The sequence below is a fragment of the Hyalangium sp. genome (genome assembly GCF_035629615.1).
Taxonomy (GTDB): Bacteria; Myxococcota; Myxococcia; order Myxococcales; family Myxococcaceae; genus Hyalangium.
In genome coordinates, this window is record NZ_DASPHO010000286.1 from 1 (window position 1) to 19,822 (window position 19,822).

At 68.8% G+C, this 19,822-nt stretch carries 19 protein-coding genes; 8 read left to right on the forward strand and 11 right to left on the reverse strand.

The window, feature by feature from the left end; all coding sequences use genetic code 11:
• The 6 genes from VD972_RS14455 to VD972_RS14480 all read left to right on the forward strand — a co-directional run.
• Positions 1 to 781 (forward strand): hypothetical protein (locus VD972_RS14455; protein ID WP_324986925.1); only part of this gene is annotated, 781 nt, incomplete at its 5' end.
• Entirely contained in the window at positions 781 to 1,899 is a 1,119-nt protein-coding gene (locus VD972_RS14460) for a hypothetical protein (RefSeq protein ID WP_324986928.1), read from the forward strand. The genes VD972_RS14455 and VD972_RS14460, both read left to right, overlap by 1 nt.
• Positions 1,896 to 2,504 carry a 5' nucleotidase, NT5C type gene (locus tag VD972_RS14465; protein WP_324986930.1) on the forward strand — a complete coding sequence of 203 codons (609 nt, stop codon included), beginning with the start codon at positions 1,896 to 1,898 and terminating at the stop codon, positions 2,502 to 2,504. The genes VD972_RS14460 and VD972_RS14465 overlap by 4 nt, the downstream gene beginning before the upstream one ends.
• 7 nt (positions 2,505 to 2,511) lie before the next feature.
• A complete protein-coding gene (locus tag VD972_RS14470) occupies positions 2,512 to 3,003 on the forward strand; it encodes a YkgJ family cysteine cluster protein (protein WP_324986933.1) in 492 nt (163 codons plus the stop codon).
• Between the two features lie 252 nt (positions 3,004 to 3,255).
• Positions 3,256 to 4,722 carry a hypothetical protein gene (locus VD972_RS14475; RefSeq protein WP_324986936.1) on the forward strand — a complete coding sequence of 489 codons (1,467 nt, stop codon included), beginning with the start codon at positions 3,256 to 3,258 and terminating at the stop codon, positions 4,720 to 4,722.
• A 168-nt stretch (positions 4,723 to 4,890) separates the two neighbouring features.
• The gene (locus VD972_RS14480) at positions 4,891 to 5,475 is read left to right on the forward strand and encodes a carbohydrate kinase family protein (RefSeq protein WP_324986939.1); all 585 of its coding nucleotides are present in this window, start codon (positions 4,891 to 4,893) and stop codon (positions 5,473 to 5,475) included.
• Positions 5,476 to 5,482: 7 nt separating this feature from the next.
• Here VD972_RS14480 and VD972_RS14485 read toward each other — a convergent pair whose 3' ends face one another.
• The 4 genes from VD972_RS14485 to VD972_RS14500 all read right to left on the reverse strand — a co-directional run bounded on the left by VD972_RS14485 (position 5,483) and on the right by VD972_RS14500 (position 10,036).
• Positions 5,483 to 6,280 (reverse strand): tRNA1(Val) (adenine(37)-N6)-methyltransferase, encoded by a 798-nt coding sequence (locus tag VD972_RS14485; RefSeq protein ID WP_324986942.1) that lies wholly within the window; start codon positions 6,278 to 6,280, stop codon positions 5,483 to 5,485.
• A gap of 9 nt (positions 6,281 to 6,289) precedes the next feature.
• The gene (locus tag VD972_RS14490) at positions 6,290 to 7,429 is read right to left on the reverse strand and encodes a DUF1015 family protein (protein ID WP_324986945.1); all 1,140 of its coding nucleotides are present in this window, start codon (positions 7,427 to 7,429) and stop codon (positions 6,290 to 6,292) included.
• A 70-nt stretch (positions 7,430 to 7,499) separates the two neighbouring features.
• Positions 7,500 to 8,744, reverse strand: coding sequence for a hypothetical protein (locus VD972_RS14495; RefSeq protein ID WP_324986948.1), 1,245 nt, complete (start codon positions 8,742 to 8,744; stop codon positions 7,500 to 7,502).
• Positions 8,745 to 8,830: 86 nt separating this feature from the next.
• A complete protein-coding gene (locus VD972_RS14500) occupies positions 8,831 to 10,036 on the reverse strand; it encodes a 3-phosphoglycerate dehydrogenase family protein (RefSeq protein ID WP_324986951.1) in 1,206 nt (401 codons plus the stop codon).
• Positions 10,037 to 10,249: 213 nt separating this feature from the next.
• Here VD972_RS14500 and VD972_RS14505 point away from each other — a divergent pair, with 213 nt between their 5' ends.
• A complete protein-coding gene (locus VD972_RS14505) occupies positions 10,250 to 10,570 on the forward strand; it encodes a polyhydroxyalkanoic acid system family protein (protein WP_324986953.1) in 321 nt (106 codons plus the stop codon).
• Here the strand turns inward: VD972_RS14505 and VD972_RS14510 are convergent.
• Genes VD972_RS14510 through VD972_RS14535 form a run of 6 tightly spaced genes read right to left on the reverse strand, consistent with a single transcriptional unit; the run spans position 10,567 to position 17,782 of the window.
• Positions 10,567 to 12,276 (reverse strand): CheR family methyltransferase, encoded by a 1,710-nt coding sequence (locus VD972_RS14510; protein ID WP_324986956.1) that lies wholly within the window; start codon positions 12,274 to 12,276, stop codon positions 10,567 to 10,569. The genes VD972_RS14505 and VD972_RS14510 overlap by 4 nt on opposite strands.
• The gene (locus VD972_RS14515) at positions 12,270 to 13,280 is read right to left on the reverse strand and encodes a chemotaxis protein CheB (protein ID WP_324986959.1); all 1,011 of its coding nucleotides are present in this window, start codon (positions 13,278 to 13,280) and stop codon (positions 12,270 to 12,272) included. The genes VD972_RS14510 and VD972_RS14515 overlap by 7 nt, the downstream gene beginning before the upstream one ends.
• A 16-nt stretch (positions 13,281 to 13,296) precedes the next feature.
• The gene (locus VD972_RS14520) at positions 13,297 to 15,579 is read right to left on the reverse strand and encodes a hybrid sensor histidine kinase/response regulator (RefSeq protein ID WP_324986962.1); all 2,283 of its coding nucleotides are present in this window, start codon (positions 15,577 to 15,579) and stop codon (positions 13,297 to 13,299) included.
• 60 nt (positions 15,580 to 15,639) lie between these two features.
• Entirely contained in the window at positions 15,640 to 16,887 is a 1,248-nt protein-coding gene (locus VD972_RS14525) for a methyl-accepting chemotaxis protein (RefSeq protein WP_324986965.1), read from the reverse strand.
• 5 nt (positions 16,888 to 16,892) lie between these two features.
• Positions 16,893 to 17,270 (reverse strand): Frizzy aggregation protein FrzB, encoded by a 378-nt coding sequence (locus VD972_RS14530; protein WP_324986968.1) that lies wholly within the window; start codon positions 17,268 to 17,270, stop codon positions 16,893 to 16,895.
• Positions 17,267 to 17,782: a chemotaxis protein CheW gene (locus VD972_RS14535; RefSeq protein WP_324986971.1), complete on the reverse strand. Its 516-nt coding sequence runs from the start codon at positions 17,780 to 17,782 to the stop codon at positions 17,267 to 17,269. The genes VD972_RS14530 and VD972_RS14535 overlap by 4 nt, the downstream gene beginning before the upstream one ends.
• A gap of 130 nt (positions 17,783 to 17,912) precedes the next feature.
• On the opposite strand from VD972_RS14535, the gene VD972_RS14540 reads away from it, so the two are divergent.
• Positions 17,913 to 18,785, forward strand: coding sequence for a response regulator (locus VD972_RS14540; protein ID WP_324986973.1), 873 nt, complete (start codon positions 17,913 to 17,915; stop codon positions 18,783 to 18,785).
• 14 nt (positions 18,786 to 18,799) lie between these two features.
• Here VD972_RS14540 and VD972_RS14545 read toward each other — a convergent pair.
• Positions 18,800 to 19,822, reverse strand: a 1,023-nt coding sequence (locus VD972_RS14545) for a radical SAM protein (protein WP_324986976.1), incomplete at its 5' end; no start/stop codon positions are given.

Here is a 19,822-nt window from a genome sequence, read left to right on the forward strand (position 1 = left end):
GTTCATCCTGGCCTTCCTGGTGGGCATCACCCTGGTGCTGCTCGTCCTGTCGCTGAGCCTGAAGCTGGAGGTGCTGGACGGGGCGCTGGCGGCCACGCGGCTGTTCGGCAAGGAGATGGACACCAGCATCCGCGCGGTGGATGTGGCGCTGCGTCCGCTCTTCCAGGCGTGCGCCTACGTCGTCTTCTACGGGGGCATCCTCTTTGGAATCGTGGCGTGCTCGGACTTCGCTCCGAGCCTGCTGTCACCCGGCCGCATCGAGCACCTGCTCTCCCTGCCCCTCCAGCGCTGGCACATCCTGGCGGGCACGTTCCTGGGGGTGATGACGCTGGCGCTGTGCGGAGCGCTCTACGGCTCGACGGGACTGCTCATCATCTTCGGGGTGAAGACAGGGTACTGGACGGCGGGCCCGCTGATCGCGGCGCTGCTGGCGTGCGGGAGCTTCGCGGCGGTGTACGCGGTGATGTTGACCACGGCCACGCTGGTGCGCAGTGCGGCCCTGTGCGCGGCGGCGGGTATCCTGATCTTCGTGGGGGGTGTCATCGCGGGCTATCGCACCCCCATCGCCCGGGTCTTCGAAGACGGTCTGAGCCGGAAGCTCTTCCAGGTGGTGACGGCGTTGCTGCCCCGGCTGTCGTCGCTGGCGGACGCCTCCGCGGATCTGGCGGCCTCGCAACCACCGGAGGTGAAATCCCTGGAGACACTGCTGGTGGGCGTGGTGGTGTTCGGCCTGGGGGTGCTCGCGGTGGGCTTCTGGCGTTTCGAAGGAAAGGACTACTGATGAATCGGCGGCGTGGCTGGCTCGCCCTGGCGGTGGTGCTGCTGGCGGTCGGAGCCGGGTTGATGTGGAGCGGCCAAGGAGACGAGCCTGCTCCCGAGCCGCTCAACGTGGAGTTCCCCCGCAAGATGCGCCGGGAGGACTGGAAGCGGGCCGAGCAGCGCCGGACCCAGGTGGTGCAGACGGCCGTCCCGGATGCGGGGACGAAGGTGGCCGAGCCGCAGCGCCCGAGAGATCCGGTGCTGGCCGCGCTGCCCCGAGGCAAGGGACGCTCGGCGGTGGTCATCGAGGCCAACGCGCTCCGCTACTCGCCCATTGGCGAGCTGCTGCTGGACTGCCTGATGCGCGATGGCGGGAAGAAGATGGACGAGTTCCGGAAGATCAGCGGCGTGGATCCCCTGCAGGATCTGGATCGGCTGGTCATCACGGACAAGGGCATCGTCCTCTCGGGGAACTTTGGCAATGCCCGCTTCAAGGAGCTGCTGCAGGAGCGAGTGGCCTCGGACTACGGGCCGGGCGCGCGGGTGTATGAGCCAGGCAGCGTGATCGTCCAGCTGGCGGATGGAGGCACACGGAGGGGCGAGGACAGCTCGTCGGTGGGCCTCTGGAACGATCAGCTCCTGGTGGTGGGAGACACACCGGACTCCGTGAAGGAGGTCCTCGAGCAGGTGCAGGGAGGGGGCTCGAATGAGCCTCCCATCATCTCCGAGGGGAGCACCTACGGGGAGATGTATGGGGTGCTGTCGATCGAGCAGCTGGCGCGGATGGTGCCGCCGGACCAGGGGGACTTGGCGCAGCGGTTGAGAGAGGTGGCTGACACCGTGGAGCTGCACATGGACGCTCGCTCGGATGTAGCGATGGTGGCGGAGATCCGCGGCTCGGACCCGTCGAAGGTGACGGATCTGGGCAAGTCGCTGGGGGCGGCGCTGTCGGTGGCACGGATCAAGGCGCAGGCGGACGGCAACAAAGACATGGCGCAGCTGCTGGACTTCGCCAAGGTGCAGCCGGACGGCTCGGAGTTCAAGCTGGAGCTGGCGGTGCCGCTGGATGTCATCAAGGAGCGCCTCGCGTTCTGCCGCGACGAGCAGAAGGCCGTAGGGGCTTCGGAGGTGCGGCCATGAAACGCTCGGAGCTGGTGGCGCTCGTCGACATGGATGGGACGCTGTGTGACTACGAGGGTGCGATGGCGCGGGATCTGGAGAAGATCCGGAACCCGCAGGAGCGGCCCTTGAAGATGCGGGAGAACCACTCGGAGCCCTGGCTGCGCGAGCGTGTGGAGCTCATCCGGCGGCAGCCGGGCTGGTGGGCGAGCCTGGAGCGCTTGAAGCTGGGCTTCGACGTGCTGGAGGAGCTGCGAGCGCTGGAGTTCGAGCTCCACATCCTCACCAAGGGGCCGGCGCAGGCGACGAGTGCGTGGACTGAGAAGCTGCAGTGGTGCCAGCGGCATGTGTCGGACGCCCAGGTGACGGTGACGATGGACAAGGGGCTGGTCTACGGGAAGGTGCTGGTAGACGACTGGCCCGAGTACATCGAGCGCTGGCTGACCTGGCGACCGAGGGGGCTGGTGATCATCCCGGCTCAGCCGTGGAACGAGGACTTCCGCCACCCCAACACCCTGCGCTACGACGGGAAGAACCTGGACGCCGTGAGGGCGAGCCTCCGAGCCGTCAAGGAGCGGGCCGTCGCTCTGCCGCCCGAGAATGAGGATCCGGCTCCAGAGAGTTGAGATCCGTATGCCGCTCTCCACCTTGTGCCAGCGATGCGGGCTGTGCTGCGACGGGAGCCTCTTCTCGTCCCTGCCGCTGCGCTACTCCGAGGTGGAGGCCATGCAGCGGCTGTCCCTGCCGGTGGTGAACAGGCCGGATGGCACGCCGGGGCTCGAGCAGCGCTGTGCCGCGCTGAAGGGGCAGTGCTGCACCGTGTATGCGGAGCGCCCCGAGCAATGCCGCCGCTACCGCTGCTTCCTGCTGACGGCCCTGGCGGAGGGGGAGGTGTCCCCGGAGGAGGCGCAGGTGGTGGTGGACGAGGCCCACGCGCGCATCCGCGCAGTGGAAGCCCTGCTTCCCTCTGAGCGCGCTGACTCCCCACGCGCCGTGCTCCAGCGAGCGCGGAAGGAAGACCTGCCGGAGAACGGAGGCCCTTTGCCACCGCAGACCCAGGAGGTCTGGGCACAGGCTGAGAGCTACCTCGATCGCCACTTCCGCGGCCGGCACCGTCGGATGTGAACTGAGTCCGGCCGAAGGCTGCAGATCCATCCAGGGGCTGTATGCCATCGCACTCCGGGTAACATCAGGTCGTGCCTGCGATCGCTCCATCCGCCCAGCCAACTCCTGTGATGTCGGCTCGTACAGCGACGCTCACCCTGCTTGCCCTCTTGCTGCTTCTGGCGTGCGCCACCACTGCGGAAACGAGCCATCCCCGAAGGAACCTGGGGCTCTCACGGCACGGTGGGCCTGGCATGGAAGTCGAGAACAGGCATGCAGCAGGTCTCTCCTCGTCCTCCAGCGTCCCCCTGTGGCGTGAGCCGGATGACCCTGTGTGGGACGAGGCCCGGCGCGGAAGCCGCACGCGCACTGGAGGTGCTGTGGGGCGTAGCGGGCTCCACGCATGCTCTCGGCACCGAGTGGGAGTTCCGCTTCTGGTCCCAGGGTGGTGCGCTCACGCTGCTGTCGCTCCACAGCGCCGAAGCGGGCGATGAGAATCTGGCGCCCCTCAGCCGTGGAGCCTTCCTCCCCCGCCTCTCACGCGAGTTGCCCACACTGCTCGGCACCAGCCCTCGCGAAGTCACCCTGTCGCTTGAGCGCGAGGAGACTGGCTGGAGTGTGGATCTCGATAAATCCTCGAAGGAGGAAACCCCTCCCTTTGTCCGAACGATCCCTTCCGTACGAAGCGGAGTTTCCCGCTCGACGCACCAGCAGGTGCTGGACACGGCGCGCGGCATCGCCCGGCTGACGACGGTACCGCATGGCGGCAGCTCCGAACTCACGGCCCAGGTCTCGCTGGAAGACAGCCGGATCCTGAGCTGGGAGCCCGAGGAGTTGGACTCTTCCGGTGGCGGCCCTGCGCTATCTGCTGGAGAGGAGGCGGTCAACCTCGTGGTCGCGGTCCTGCTGCCCTTCACTCAAGGCCTGGGCGAGCGCACGGTGTCCCTCTCGCTCCAGGCCGAGCACCACCCCGGCGAGGCCCGTCCTCGCTGGCGCATCACGGCGGCACACCTCCTGGAGCCCCCTCCTCTGCGGCCACAGGTGGCTGACATCCACGGCGAGTACAAGCAGCTCCACGAGTCCATCATCGTCGGCTTTCAGAACGAGGCCCGCGAGACTGCCATTCTGGCCGCGGGCTTCACCCTGGAGCAGATCGCCTACAGCATCGTGGGAGGTCTGGCGCTCAAGGGAGCCTGGGCGCTCATCGGCAAGGGGGCCCCCACCATCCTCTCCGTCCTCTCCAAGGGCGGGAAGGCCGCGGTGCGCTGGTTCCGGGATCTCCTGGTACGGGCCCCCGCGGCGGAGCGTGAGGCGGTGCTCCGGCTGTGGACAAAGGCCGAGACCCAAGGCATCAACGCCCTCACGGCGGCGGAGAAGCAACAGTTTCAGGCTCTCATGGGCCGCCTGGAGAGAATCCTCGAATCACCTGTAGGAATCGATGCCAAGAGAGACCTCCGAAAATGGTCACGTAAGGCGTATTTCGAGCAGTACCACCCTGAACTCGCCAAGTTCCTGGGCAACAAGGGAATGAGCGTCTATGAGGTTCACCATCTCTGCCCTCTGCGGTATGCCCACCTCTTCCCAAAGCTGGACATCACTGGCAAAGCCAACCTCGCAGGGCTTCATAAGAGCGCGCACAAAAGCATCTCTCGCATCTGGGATTCACTGGGAGCAATTTCTGGGCGGACCCCGGATACGGCCAACCTTTCGCCAAGGTCATCAACTTCCCCTCGGGCATGATTCAACTCATTGCGCTAGACGAGCCTCTCATGGAGCAAGTGCTTGCTGGCCACTTCGATTTCCTGACCGACAATGAACGGGATGCACTGAAGTGGCTTGAGCAACTGCGAGCCGCTCGTGCATGGCTTCGTATGACACCGCCTTGAACAGTGCTCCTGGGAGAAGGAGATGATACGGGCCCTCGTTGTCGGTGGAGTGGCGTTCAACACGATGATCCAGGTCGAGCGGTTTCCTGAACCCCGCGCGCAGACCGTCTTCAGCCGCGGCTATCACGAGGCCCTGGGAGAGACTGGCGCCGGCAAGGCGCTGAACCTCCGCAAGCTGGGCTTCGATGTCACCCTCCATGGCCCCATCGGTGATGACCTGTATGGACGCCGCATCGAGGAGCGGCTCCAGCAGGAGGGGATCCACTTCCTCCGCGACCTCGACCCGCGCGGCACTGAGCGCCATGTGAACCTGATGGACGCGGAGGGCGGCCGCATCTCCATCTACATGGCCTATGCCACCTTCGAGCCTCAGCTCGACCTGGCCCGGCTCGAAGCCCTCATCCCCACCCATGACTACGACACCAATGGCGCAGGAGATGCCTTATTCGCGGGGTTCCTCTTCGGCCATGCCCGGCGCTACCCCATCGAGCAATGCTCGCGGCTCGCCAGCATCGTCGGTGCCCTGTGCGTCACCTCCGAGGAGCTGGCCGCCCCGACACTCTCCCCCGAGCTCGCGGAAGAGGAGTACCGCAAGCACTTCGGGTGACCCGCCCTCACCCCACCATCGCGCTCACCTCTTCGGTGAACGCGTGCTCGTCCTCCGCGTGCAGCACCAGCGGAGGCAGCACCGTCAGATCCGCACGCCCGCCCTTCACCGCGTGCAGCAGCACCAGCTTCGCCGGGCGATCCGCCCGTGGATGAACCATGCGCGCCGTCTTCGGCTCCAGCCGCTGCTCCCGCAGTACCCCCGCCAGCTCCGCGAACCGCGTCGCCGGGTACACCACGCACAGCCCTCCCCGCGGCGCCAGCAGGTACCTCGCCGCTCGCGCCACGTCCGACAGCGCGCACGCCACCTCGTGCCGCGCGATCGCCTTCTCGATCGTCAGGCTGCTTCGCCCCGTCGTACAGGCCCGGTACGGCGGATTGCAAAGCACATGGCTGAAGCTCCCCGCCGCGAAGAGCTGCTCCACCTGCCGCAGATCGCCCTGCACCAGCGTCACCTGCTGCTCGCACCGGTTCAGATACACGTTGCGATCCGCCAGCGAGTACAGGCGCGGCTGCAGCTCCAGCGCTGTGATGTCCTTGCGCCCCAGCCGCTTCGCCAGCACCAGTGGAATGATCCCGCTCCCCGTCCCCAGGTCCATCAACCGGCCCCGGTGCGCTCCTCCCTCGTACACCGCGAAGTGCGCGAGCAGGATCGGATCCAAGGTGAAGCGGTAGCCCGAGCGGCACTGCAGCACCTGCACCTCGCCGCCGCAGATGGCGTCGAGCGTCTCCCCCAGCTCGGGGCGCAGCTCGAGCTGCACCTGGCGGGGCCACTCCAGCAGGGATCGGGAAGACGGGAGCCTCACCTCGAAAAACTAAGCCTCCGGATCCAGGAACAGCAGGCCTGCGGGCGGTAGCGGCTCCACCCGCAGCGTGAGCGAAGGCAGCGTCGCCGCCGCTTCCATGACGGCCCTCACCTCCCATACCGGAGGAGGGTTCAGGGCAAAGCCTGCCTGGTAGAGCCCCGACTGCACCCCCTGCACGAGCTCCTCCAGCTCACTCACCGGGAACACCTGCGGGTGCCCCGCATCCTCCGGATCCTGGATCCCCAACACCGTGCGCAGCACGAGCGCGTTCAGGAGCGCCAGATCCAGGCTCCGCAGGGTCGGGTTGCGCGGCGCCCCCTTCAGGTGGGCCAGGTCCAGCCCTTGCCGGAACCGCAGGATCTTCCCTCGCCCCTCCGGCAGCACCAGCAGCACCGCGTGGTGGCCCGTGATGAGGGTGGCCAGGCGCTCTCGCGCGGCGGCCAGCCCTCGGGGAGACGTCAGCGGCTCATCCAGCTCGTAGATCCGCGCGTACGCCGTGACGAGCGTGAGGAACGTCTCCTCCTTGAAGGTGTCCACCCCCTTCAAGGCCCGGTGGATCGGCTCCAGCTGGAGGCCCGGATCGGACAGGGGCACCACCGCCGCCAGCGTCAGGTGCCGCTCATCCAGCGCCGCCAACGGCCGCATCGGCGCCTCATCCAGCACGGCCTGGATGCGCTTGGAGAGCACCGAGGGCTCGATGCGCCGCAGCACCACGCGCGAGCCCTCGAACGCCCCCTGCCACACCACCCCGGCCCGCTCGGCCACTTCGGCCAGCAGACCCCGCAGCACGCCATGATCGTCGGCGGCCAGGGTGACCGCGGGCTCCGCGCACCAGGAGCGGGGCCGGTAGGGATCGTGCTCCAGCGGAAGCGCGGCGTCCGGCTTCAGTGAGCACAGGAGGAAGCGGACCGGAGGCCCGCTCAGCCGCCCCGTGGGCCCGTAGAGCTCCACGACATACAACGCGGGACGGGGATCCCGGAGGACAGCGCCCGAAGCGCGCCACCGCCCCAGCTCCGCATCCGGGTTCGCCGCCTCGAGCAGCGGACGGACGTGCGCGGGCTTGGGCACACCTCGAGAGGCTGGCCCGTCCGCTTCGAGGTGGGTACCCAGAGTCGACAGGAGAGCGGGAAACGGAAGGACTCGCGCCATATAGGGAGAAGGTGAGGCTGCCTCCTCTTCCCTGCCACCACGCTCGCCCGTCCGCTCCCCTGGCGTGCGGCTACCAGAGGCCCTTGTAGGGCTTGCTCCTCGATTTGGCGCCCGAAGAACCCGTGGGAGTGGCGCTGCGATCCACGCTCTCCTCCCACAGCAGGCTCACCGTGGTGATGGCGCCCGCCGAGCCCAGGAAGGACAGCACGTAGGGGGTGGGTTGATTGAAGCCGCCCAGCACCAGCCCGGAGACAAGCAACACGAAGGCGCCGACGCCCGCCCCGAACGTATTGGCTCTGAGGATCTGCCCGGAAGTCGGGGTGTAGCGCATCGTCGCGATGGCCAGCGCTCCGGCCCCAATGCCTGGCGCGATCAAGAGCGTGTCCGCCCAGGTCTTCCCGCGGACCTCGGTCCCCGAGAAGTGGACGATGGCCAGCAGCAGCGCGCTATAGGCCAGCCCCCACGCGGCCCCCGAGGAGATGAGCAGGCCCTGGTTGAGCGGCAGCTGCCCGCCACCGATGACGGCCGTGAGCCACGCGCCCAGCTCGGCGCCGACGAAGGAAGACCACGCCAGCACGTCCCGGTTATCCCCGAGCAGATCCATGAAGCCACCCAGGAACATGGCACCGACAAGGGAGTTGGCGATGCCGAAGTAGCCCAGCGGCCGATCCACCCAGTTGTTGAACTGCCACCACGCGGACGCACCGAAGCCCAGGCCCGCGCCAATGAGCGTGCCCGCGAGCATCGCCTCGCGCGAGTCGCGATCGATCTTGAACTCCTGCGCGAAGCCCTGCGTGAAGAGGCCTCCCAGAGCGCCCAGGATCGTGTGGTGGAGCACGAACGTCAGACTGCCCGTGCCGGACAGGAAGGGGCCCTGGCGAGGCCGGCCGTCCAGCAACACCCCGCTGGCCTCCGGCGGAGGAGGCGGTGTCGCAGTAGCCTGGGGCGCCAGGCCCGTCTCCGTGAGCGGCGGATGGGGCCGGGTGCGCAGCGAGTTGGGATCAGGAGGCGCCACCGGCGCATCGCTCGGCCGGGCCGGCGGAGTGCCCGTCTCCTGAGGATCCGGCGAGGCCGGGATCGTCGTGGTGGGCTGCTGGGTGCTGGAGCCCGAGGGGGGCGGCGGCACCCCCTGCTGCGGATCCGTGGGCGCGGGAGTGGCAGGCGGAGGAGCCACCTGAGCGGCCTCGGGCGGCGGGTGGTAGATGGGGGCTGGCGGCGGGGGTGAAGACGGAGATGGCTGTGCCCGGGTTGTCCCCGGCAGCAGGAGAGCGACGATGGCGACGGTGAGACAGCTCCAGGTTCTCAGATGAGACACGCAAGCACTCCTCAAGGTCCGGCCTCGTAGCGGTGTAGAAGACCCCAACCGCGCCACGCTTGCACCGATTTTTCGCTCCGGCCTGCTCAGGCCCGCAGCTCGACCAGATCCACGAAGATGATCTCCTCCGCCCGCGAGCGGATGCGCTCCAGCATCTCCTCGGGCGGCCGGGAGTCGAGCTGGATCTTGCAGCACGCCGCCCGAGCCCCCTCGAAGATCGTGTTCTCTATCTCCTGGGCGTTGATGCCCGCCTGGCGCACGGCATCCAGCACGTTGGCCAGCACACCCACCCGATCATGGTGACGCACGATCAGCTGGTAGCGGGCCGGCGTCTTCTCCGCGATGTTCACGCAGTTGGGCACCATGCCCTCGTTGAGGAACCGATCCACCAGCCGCACCGTCTCCCGCGCGATGGCGTCCTGCGCCTGCTCCGTCGAGGCGCCGATGTGGTGCGTGCCGTAGACCTGGGGCAGCTTGCCCAGCTCGCTGTGGAAGGTGGCCTCTCCCGCCTTGGGCTCGTCCGGGAACACGTCCGTGGCCACGGAGATCCGTCCCTTCCGGGCCTCCTCCAGCAGCGCGTCGTTGTCCACCACGTCCGCGCGGCTCGTGTTGATGAAGAGTGCCCCCTCCGGCAGCGCCGCCAGCACCTGCCGTGACACCAGCCCCTTCGTGTCGGCCGAGGCCGGCACGTGCACCGTCAGCACTTCGCTCTGCCGCGCCAGGGCCAGCAGGCTCTCCGCCCGCTCGATTCCCAGCGCCTTCGCTCGCGCGGCAGTGAACGAGCGCGAGTAGCCCACCACCCGCATCCCGAAGCCCAGGGCCCGCTCCGCCACCGCCGCGCCAATGGCGCCCAGGCCCACGATGCCCAGCGTCCGCCCGTAGAGCCCCCGCGCCTCGGAGAAGCGCTTCTTGTTCCACACGCCTTGGCGCAGCGCCGCCACGTTGTCCGGAATGTGGCGATCCACCGCCAGCATCAGCCCGAACGTCAGCTCCGCCACCGCGATGGCATTCTGCCCTGGGCAGTTGGCCACGAACACTCCGTGGGCGCTGGCCGCCTTCACGTCAATGGTGTTCACCCCCGCCCCCGCACGGATGACCAGGGACAGGCCCTTGGCCACCTCGAACACCTTCGCGGGCACCTCCGTGCTCCGCACCACCACGATGGTGGCGTCCTTCGCCGCCTCCGCCAGCGCGTCCCCCTTGAGGCCGGGCCGGAAGTCGACGGTCAGCCCCAGCCCCCGCAGGGACTCCAGGTGAACCTTGGGAAACTCGTCGGCGACCAAGACGCGCATCGAGACACCTCCGGTGGGGATCCGGCGGGCAAGCTAGCCCACTCCCCAGGTCAGGCAGACCCGAATTCTTTCCCGGGCTCCCGGGACGTTCAGAGGCGCGCACTCCAGGGGCTCGACGCGGTGCGACGAGCCCCGAGGCCCGATTCGGCGGTTCCCTTCCGGCCCCATCGACACTAAACCGGCGGGCAAGACACCCCGATCAGGAGCCAGCTCATGGGCACGATGAAGTTCGAGGTCTCCCACTCCCTGCCGAAGGACGAGGTGAAGAAGCGCGTCGAGCAGCTGCTCCACTACTGGGGTACCAAGTACGGCGTGAAGTCCGACTGGTCCGGCGACGGAGCGAAGCTCAACGGCAAGGTGATGGGCATCAACCTGGACGCCAGCTTCGTCATCACCGACAAGGCCGTCCAGGGCGAGGGCACCGACCCGGGCATGCTGCTGCGGGGCCAGGCCAAGGCCTACCTGCAGAAGAAGTTCGCCGCGGTGCTCGATCCGGGCAAGAGCCTCGCCGACATCAAGGGCAGCATGGATTAGTGCCCGTCCTCCTCCAACGCCGAGAGCGCATAGCGAGCCACCCGGGCGATCGCCTCCGATGAGTCCGGCATGTCCGGGTAGTGGCCCGCCAGCGGACGCTGAGGGAAGCGCAGCTGCGCGATGGCATTGCGGTAGCTGCGCCGGGCGCCCTCGCGGTCCTTGGTGCGCTCCTGCACCTGGGCCAGCAGGTAGTGGCCAATGGCCAGCGTAGGCTCCAGGAAGAGCGCCTTGCTGAACTCGGAGCGAGCCTCTGCCAGCTGGCCCGCCTGGAGCGCCGCCACGCCTCCGAAGACGCGGGCCTCCACGCACAGCGGCTCCCGCGTGAGCGCCTGCACGAAGGCCTCGCGCGCCTCGGCGATGCGGCCGGTGAGCGAGTAGAGGTTGCCCAGGGTCAGCAGGCCATCCAGGTGGCCTGGCTCGTCCACCAGCAGCCCCTCCACGTCCCGGATCGCGGCGTTGAAGTCACTCTGCATCATCTTCCGCATGGCCTGATTCAGGCGCTCCGCGGGTGGCAGCTTCTTGGAGCCGCCGATCACCTCGGTGGTGCGCACGACCCGCGGCTCAGGCGAGCCCACCGCGGGCATCTCCAGCGTCAGGCGCGTGGGCCGTGTCGGCTCCGGGACGCTCCGTGGGTCGGGGCTGGGGTTCAGCTTCGCGCTTGCGGCCAGGCGCTCCAGGATGGAGGCCAGCGAGTTGGCGCCGGCCGCCAGCGGCTTCGCAGTCCCCGCTCCGGAGCTGTTGTCCGGCGAGCGGCCTCGCGAGAGGAGCGCGGAGCTCGGAGAAGGTGCGGGCATGTTCGCGGCTGCGGACGCCGCCGGAGCGATGGGGGCGGGCGTCGCCGTGAGCGGCAGGGTCAGCCGCGTGGGCTTCTGCTCCACCAGCGGCCGCCGGTAGACGAACGCCCCCTCCACCTCGATCATCTCGAAGCGGTCGTAGACCTTGAAGAGGCTCTCCGAGTACCCCAGGAACAGCAGCCCGCCGGGCCTCAGCGCGGTGAGGAACCGATCCATCAAGCCACGGATGGTGGGCAGATCGAAGTAGATGATGACGTTGCGGCAGAGGATGAGATCCAGCGAGCCCGGCGCCACCATGTCGCTGAAGGAGGGCGCGGCGAGGTTCAACCCGTCGAAGCGCACATACTCACGCAGGATGGGCTGGACCTCGAGCCCCTCCTCCATGGGCTTGAAGAAGCGCTCGAGCCGCTCGGAGGACATGCCGCCGGCCCGCCGCACCGAGAAGCGCCCCAGCTTCGCGGCCTCGACCGCGGCCAGGTTCAGATCCGTGGCCCAGACATCCACCTCCATGGGGAGCGCGCCCAGCTCCGACATCACCATGGCCACGCTGTAGGGCTCCTCGCCCGTGGCGCACCCGGCGGACCAGACGAACACCTTGCGCATCTCGCGCCGCGCCTTCGCCAGCAGCTGCGGGAGGATGAAGCGCTCCAGCGCGCGGAACTGCTTGGGGTCCCGGAAGAACTCCGTGTGCCCCACCGTCACCAGCGGCAGCAGCGCGCGCAGCTCCTGCTCGCCACCCACCTCCCGCAGCCGCTGCACGTAGATCTCCGGATCGGTGACGCCCACCGCGGGCATCCGCGTGGACAGCGCGAGCCGCAAGCTGTGGAAACCATCAGGCGTGATCTTCAGACCGGCGCGCTCCAGCAGGAGGGCGGCGAGCTGCTGCAGGGCCTTCTGGCTCACATTCAGCACGTCTCCACCCACTCGACGAGGGTTGGCCCAATCCGATCCAGCGGCAGGATCTCCTCAGCGGCGCCGATCTGCACCGCCTCTCGTGGCATTCCGTAGACGACGCACGTCTCCGCGTTCTGAGCGATGGTCCGTCCCCCGCGCTCGCGGATCTCCTTCAGCCCTCGCGCCCCATCGCGCCCCATGCCCGTGAGGATGACGCCGATGCACCGTCGCCCGAACGACTCCGCCGCGGAGGATAGCAGCAGATCGCAGGAAGGCCGGAACCCTCGCACCGGGGGCCTGGTGTCCAGCACCAGCTTCCCGTCCGGGCGCACCAGCATGTGGCCCCCCGAGGGAGCGATGTACACAGTCCCCGGCTCCATGGCCCGCTCATGAGTTGCCTCCTGCACGCGCAGTGGGGTCTCGGTGGACAGCCAGTGCGCCAGCCCCTCCGTGAAGCCATCGCTGATGTGCTGGCAGATGGCCACCGGCGCCGGGAACTTCCTGGGGATCACCCGGAGCACGTGGGAGATCGCCTTCGGCCCGCCCAGCGAGGCGGCGATGGCCACCAGCGGGAAGGGGGCGTCGGCTCCCTCATGGGCTGCCAGCCGCTTGAGCTTGCCCTGCACGTGCCGCACCACGCGGACCTGCGCGAGCATGGTCAGCCGGCGAGCGGTGGCGTGCCAGAAGTCGGGGCCGGGAGAGACAGCACGCTCGACCACGTCCAGCGCCCCGAGGGCCAGGGCCCGGAAGGCCTCCCCGCGCGACAGGGAGCCCGGATCGAGCCCGAGGATGGGCGTGGGCCGCTCCGCCATGATCCGCTCGATGGCGTCCAGCGCCTCCACCGACGTGAGATCGATGAGCAGCACGTCCGGGATTTGCGCCCGCACCGTGTCCAGGGCTTCGCTGAAGCCGCACTCGCCGGCGCTCGTCAGCGCGTCGCCGTCGAAGAGCGTGCGCGCGAGAATGCGCAGCCCGCCGCCCACGAGCAGCACCCGGTATGCGAGCCCTGGAGCGTTGCGCACGCGTCCCCCTCGACTTCTACGTCAACCGCTCGATGGTCTGGGCGAGGACCTCCACGCCGAGCTCACCCTTGACCAGGTATCCGTCTGCCCCCGCCTCCAGTCCGCGCCGCTTGTCCTCGGGAGAGGCCAGCGAGGACAGGATGATGACAGGAATGCGAGCCACCGCTGGCGTTGTCTTCAGCCGCCGCGTCAGCGCGAAGCCATCCATCTTCGGCATCTGCACGTCGGTGAGGATCAGATCGTACGTGTTGGTCTGCACCTTGGCGAGCGCCTCCTCGCCGTCCTGGGCCTCCTCCACCGAGTGGCCAAGCGCCTTGACCAGCGCGCCCTCCGTGGCGCGGGCGATGGGCGAGTCGTCCACCAGCAGCACCCGCAGCCGCTGCGAGGCCTGCGGCTGGGTGACGGGGCGTGCCATGCGGCGCACCTCGGACATGATGTCCGGCACGTGACACAGCACGGCGATCCGGCCGTCCTCCAGCGCCGCGGTGCCCGCGATGAAGGGCGCTCCCTTGAGGAAGTCCCCGCCGCAGGGTTTGACGGCCACCTCGCGCTCGTCCACGAAGCCGTCCACCACGAGCGCCGCGTTGTCCTCGCCGTGGCGGACCACCACCGCGGGCGGCTTCTCGAAGCGGTTGCCGCCGTTGACGCCCAGGAGCGGCCCCAGCGCCACCAGCGCGATGGGCTTGTCCCGGTGCTTGAGCGCGATGGTGCCGAAGACCTCCATCCGGTCCTCCGGCTTCACCCGCGTCACCGCCACCACATCCGCCGCGGGGATGCCGTAGACATCGTCCCCCAGGCGAACCAGGAGCACCTTCATCAGCGCCAGGGACTGGGGCAGGCGCAGGGTGATGTTGGTGCCACGGCCGATGCGGCTGGCCACGCCCACCGAGCCGCCCAGCGTCTCCACCTTGCGCTTCACCACGTCCATGCCCACCCCGCGGCCGGAGATCTCGCTGACCTCCTCGCGGGTAGAGAAGCCGGGGCGGAAGATGAGATCGATGGCCTCGCGCTCGGACATCGCGGCGGCCTGGGACTGGGTGATGAGCCGCCGGCTGACGGCGACCTCCCTCAGCCGATCGGGATCGATGCCACGCCCGTCATCCTCCACCTGGATGTGGAGCATGTCCCCGTCAGCGCGGACGCGGATGCGGACACGGCCCAGCTGCGGCTTGCCGAGCTGCTGGCGGGACTCGGGCGACTCCAGGCCGTGGTCCACCGCGTTGCGCACCAGGTGCACCAGCGCATCGCGCACGTCCGCCAGCATGGAGCGGTCCACACCGATGTCGGCGTTCTCGATGATGAGGTCCACCTCCTTGCCCTGGTTACGGGCCAGCTCGCGCACCGCCCGGGGGAAGGCATCGAAGACGGTGGACATCGGCACCAGCCGCGCCTCGGACACGGCGTCCGCCATCTTGGTCAGGTTGCCGTGCAGCGTGTTGATGCCGTCCCCATTGCGGCGCACGAAGCGGAACGCGTCGTCCCGCAGCATGTGCAGATCGCTCTCGACGCGCTCCCACTCCGGGCGCAGCTCCGGATCGATATGGAGCTGCTCTCCCAGACGCAGGAAGCGGTCGCTCAGGCGCGAGAAGCGCTCGAACAGCTCGGCGGTCTCCGAGCCCCGGAGCCGGCCTCGCGCGCTCTCCACCAGCAGATCGCCCGCGATCAGCCCGAGCGAGTCGAGGAGCTCGACGTTCACGCGGATGCTGCGATCGGCAACGGAAGACTTGGCGGTCGTCGTCGCCGCGGGTGCCTCCTCCTCGGGCCGGGCCTGGGCGGGAGCAGGTGCCGGTGCCCGTGCCGGTGCGGCAGGGGCCCGGCTCGGGGGCGGGGCCGCAGCCGCGACGGCAGGAGCAGGGGCGGCGGGCGCGGGCGTGGGCCTCGAAGTCTGTGCCCTCCCGCTGAGGGGTGGGATGGGCTGACCGGCGGCCTCCGCGAGCGCCTTGACCATCTCCTCGCTGGCCTGCGTCCCGGTGTGCGCGCCGGGCATATCCTCGATCAGATCCGCCAGGACGTCGCAGGCGCGCAGGAGCAGGTCCGTGGCCACCTCGGTCGCGGTCTTGCGTTCGCGCTCGGCACGCAGCACGTCCTCGGCGGAGTGCGCCAGCTGGCCGATCCCGGCGAGCCCCAGCATCCGGGCCTCGCCTTTCATCGTGTGCAGCTCGCGCGCGACGTCGTCCGCCGCCTGCTCCGCATTGTCCTTCTCGAGGTCCAGGACCCCGAGCTGGATCTTCTGCAGCCGGTCAGCGGTGACCTCCTGGAACTTCTTCAGGAGGGACTTCTTGAGAGCTTCGGTATCCATCGCCAAGGGGGGTTCCGGGGCTCGGGCTGCCTTGGGGGCGGCCTCTGCCTCCGGCCTGTCCTAGTCGGCCTTGAAGCGCTTGATGAGCTCGGCGAGCCGGCCCGCCAGCTGCGAGAGCTCGGCGGACGCCCCGGTGGCCTGCTTCGACGCCTGTGTCGTCTGCCGCGTCACGTCCTCGATCTCCGCCATGGAGGCCACCACCTGCTCGGTGGCGGTGCGCTGCTGCTGCGTGGCAAGGTTGATGACCCGCGCCGCGTCGCTCGTCTCCTGGACGCCCGCGAGGATGCCCTCGACGGCCTGCGCCGCCACGGCGCCCAGCTTCTCTCCGGACTCGGTGGCCACCTTGGAGGCCTCCGCCGCACTGCCGGCATTGGCCGTGGCCTCGCGGATCTCCGTGATCAGGCTCTTGATCTCCTTGGTGGAGTCCAGCACGTTCTCCGCCAGCCGCCGCATCTCCGCCGCGACGATGGAGAAGCCCTTGCCCGCCTCGCCCGCGCGGCTGCCCTCCAGCGCCGCGTTGAGCGCCAGCAGGTCCGAGCGGTCGGCAATCTCGTCGATCACCTCCACCACCGTGCCGATGCGCTCCACGCGCTTGGACAGCTTGGCAATGGAGTCCGCCACCGCGATCCCGTCACTGCGGATCTGCTGCATGGCCTGGATGAACTCGGCGATGGCGCCACGGCCCGCGCGCGCCGCGCCCAGCGTCTCCTCGGCCACACGCGCCACCGCGCCCGCGTTCTCCGCGATCTGCGCGGAGGCGTGCTTCAGCTCCTCCATGGTCGCGGTCGTCTCGTGGATGGCCGCCGCCTGCTCCGTGGAGGACGTCTCGTGCTGGGTGGAGGCCGCCAGTACCTGGTTGGCGGACGAGGACAGCCGCAGCGCCGCCTCGTTGATCTCACGCACGAAGGTGCGCAGCGTCTCGATCACCTTGCCAAAGCCCTCCAGCAGCGGGGCCAGCTGGGGATCCTCGGTGGTGGTGTTCCAGCGGGACAGATCTCCCTCGCGCACCAGGGCGATGAGCGCGTCCAGCGCCTGATCGATCTCCTGCGCCGCCACCTGCTTGCGGTGCTCAGACTCGGAGAAGCGCGTCAGGACCTGGTTGAGCAGGTTCGCCATCTCCGCATAGTCGCCGGCGACGGTCTCCGGCACGACGCGTGCCTGGAGGTTGCCCGCCAGCACCGAGCGGAGCGTGTCCGAGAGCGCCTTGAGGGCGAGGCCATTCCCGGCGTTCTTGGCCACGGGCTTGGCGGCCGCGGGCTTCTTCCCGCGGCCCTTCGCCGGCTTGTCGTTCGAGGTGTCCAAAGCCATTGCTGTCAGTGCCTTCCTTGAGTCTTTGCGGTTTCGAGCAGATCGATGAGCAACACGAGGCGGGTCTGATCCAGACACGCGCCGATGGTAAAGGGGGCGGCGATCACAGCAGGCGGGAGCCGCCGCAGGTCCACGAGGGGGATGGGGCGCACGCCGTGAACCTCGTCCACCTTGAGGTGGCCCTCGCCTACAGAGGTGGAGAACACGAGCGCCCGCCCGCCGCGCTTGAGCAGCCCCAGCTCCGCCACGGTGATGTCCTCCGGCATCGAGCGGTCGATGCGCAGCACCTGCGAGGCGTCCGTGCCGTAGAGCTGCCCGCCCACCTCGAAGAAGAGGATGTCGACCTCCTCCTCGACACGCTCCTGCTCCTCCAGATCCATCATCGGGACACCGCCCGCTGCCGCGCGGTCTGGAGCAGCTTGGAGAAGTTGAGCAGGTTGATGGTCTCCTCGGCGGAGGCCCCGGCGACGACGCCCAGCATGTGCTCGGTGGCGGCGTCCGCACCCATGGGGGGCGGCAGGATGTCCGACACGAGGACCTTGCGCAGCCCCAGCACCGTGTCGGCCACCACCCCCGCCACGTAGGTGCCGCTGACACCGACGAAGATGCGCGTGCGAGGCAGGACGCGCGCCTCGCCCTTGGCCAGGAAGCGCAGCAGATCCACCACGGGGAGCACCTCACCGCGGTGTCCGGTGACGCCCAGCAGGAACGACGGCGCCCGCGGCAACGGAGTGAGGAGCCCGGCCCGGAGCACCTCGAGCACGTTCTCGCTGGGAACACCCAGGCGAAGGTTCCCTACACGAAAACAGAAGAACTCTTGCTCCGGACGAGCCTGGGCAGTGAGGGCGCGAGCCGGGGCGCTCCGAAGGGCGCGTTGGAGGGGAGTCGAATTCAAGGAGCCAAAGTATCCGGAGGCGATCAAAACGGGTCAAGGGGACTCGCCTGGTCGCCTGCCTGCATGCCGTTTCGATGGTCCCCCAATCGCCAACGGTGTAGGGTTGTTTCTGGATTCGTTGAGGAGGCAGATGTCCCGCGTACTGGTCATCGACGACAGCCCGATGCTGGTGGAGCTCACCGTGCGGGCGTTGACCGCGGCAGGCTACCAGGCAAGCGGCGCGGTGGATCTGGCGAGCCTCGAGCAGAAGCTCACCGAGGGGCCCGCCGCGCTGATCCTGATGGACGTCAACATGCCGGAGATGTTCGGCGACGACGTCGTGGAGTACCTGCGCAGCCAGAAGAAGGTCTCCTCGAAGCTGGTGCTGTACTCGGACATCTCAGAGGAGGAGCTGGCCACCAAGGCCCGCACATCAGGGGCGGACGGCTACATCGTCAAGGGCCAGGGCCTGGAGGCGGTCCTGGCGGAGGTGATCAAGCTGATCGGGCCCCCGGCGATCACGGCGGTGCCCCCGGCGGCCTCTGAGCCCCCACCCGCCCCCGCTGCTGCCGCTCCGGAGGCCGCCTCCGCCCCGCCCGCCAAGAGTGGCGGGCTTCCCGCGGCCCCGGCCACCGGGAAGCGCAAGCCGCGCATCCTGATCGTGGACGACAGCGAGATGACGGCGCGGATCATCGAGGCGGACCTGGTGACCAAGGGCTTCGAGGTCCACGTGGCGGACACGGCGGACAAGGCGACGAAGATCATCCTCAAGAAGCAGACGCGGCCGGATCTGGTCCTGCTGGACGTGCGGATGCCGAACGTGAACGGCGAGCAGTTCTGCCGGTTCATCAAGAGCAACAGCCTCTTCAAGGGGATCAAGGTCTTGCTCTGTTCAGGGGAGAACGTCGAGGAGCTGCAGCGCATCTGCCGCGAGGCCGGGGCGGACGGCTACGTCCCCAAGGATGCCGTGATGAGCAGCCTGGTGGCCCGCGAGCTGAACCCGGCGCCCGCCAGCCAGGAGTAGCACTTCTCCTCTGCCTACACAGGGCTTGCGGCGTTGTCCCGCTCCTCGAGGCCTCGGGCGAAGTTGCCGATGATCAGCCCGGGCCGCGCGGCCTTCAAGCGCTTCAGCAGCTCACGGATCCCCACCTGCTCTCCCCCCGCGCCCCGGTCCCGCGCAACCTCCAGGTACTGGAGGGGATCGATGCACAGCGAGCGTGTCTGCACCTGATCCACCTTGTACCGGCTCACCAGCCGCTCCAAGGCCTGCACCTCGCCCTCGCGATCGGTGACGCCGGGGAACAGCAAGAGGTTCAGCGCCAGGTACGCGCCCCGCTCCCGCGCCAGGGCGATCGAAGCCTCTACGTCCTCCCAGGTGTACTTGACCGGCTTGTAGTAGGCCTCGTAGAGATCCTTCACCGCCGAGTTCAGTGAGACGCGGACCGCGTCCAGCCCCGCGTCGAACAGCGCCGCCAGCCCGTGCGTCAGGCTCGCGTTGGTGTTGATGTTGATGGAGCCCTTGTCCGTCCGCGCCCGCATGTAGCGGATGGCCTCGGCGATGGCCTTGTAGCGCGTGAGCGGCTCGCCCTCGCAGCCTTGGCCGAAGCTCACCATCGTCCGGCCGGGCGCGTGCTCCAGGTGGTAGAGGCCGATCGCCCCCATCTCCTCGCCAGCGGGCCCGTCCTCCATCCGCTCGTGCGAGGCGGGCGGGCCGTCCGCGGGCTGATCCGAGATGCACCCCACACAGCGCGCGTTGCACATCACCGAGGCGGGGATGGCCGCCTCATCGCGGACATAGAAGGTGTTCTGCGAGGTGAAGCACCGGTACAGCAGCGCGCAGGTCTTCAACTGCTTGAGCACCCGGCTGCCCGGAAAGCGCGCCAGATGGCTCTCCACCAGCGAGCGCATCTCTGGCGTCGAGTACTTCTCCGGATCCCAGTGGCTGCGCGTGTCCGTGTGGATGGCCCACGCCACCGGCCCGTCCTTGCCCCACGCCGCAGCCGTATAGGCCCACTGCGGCAGGATCGGCCCATCTCCCTTCACCTCGCCTGGTAGAAATGT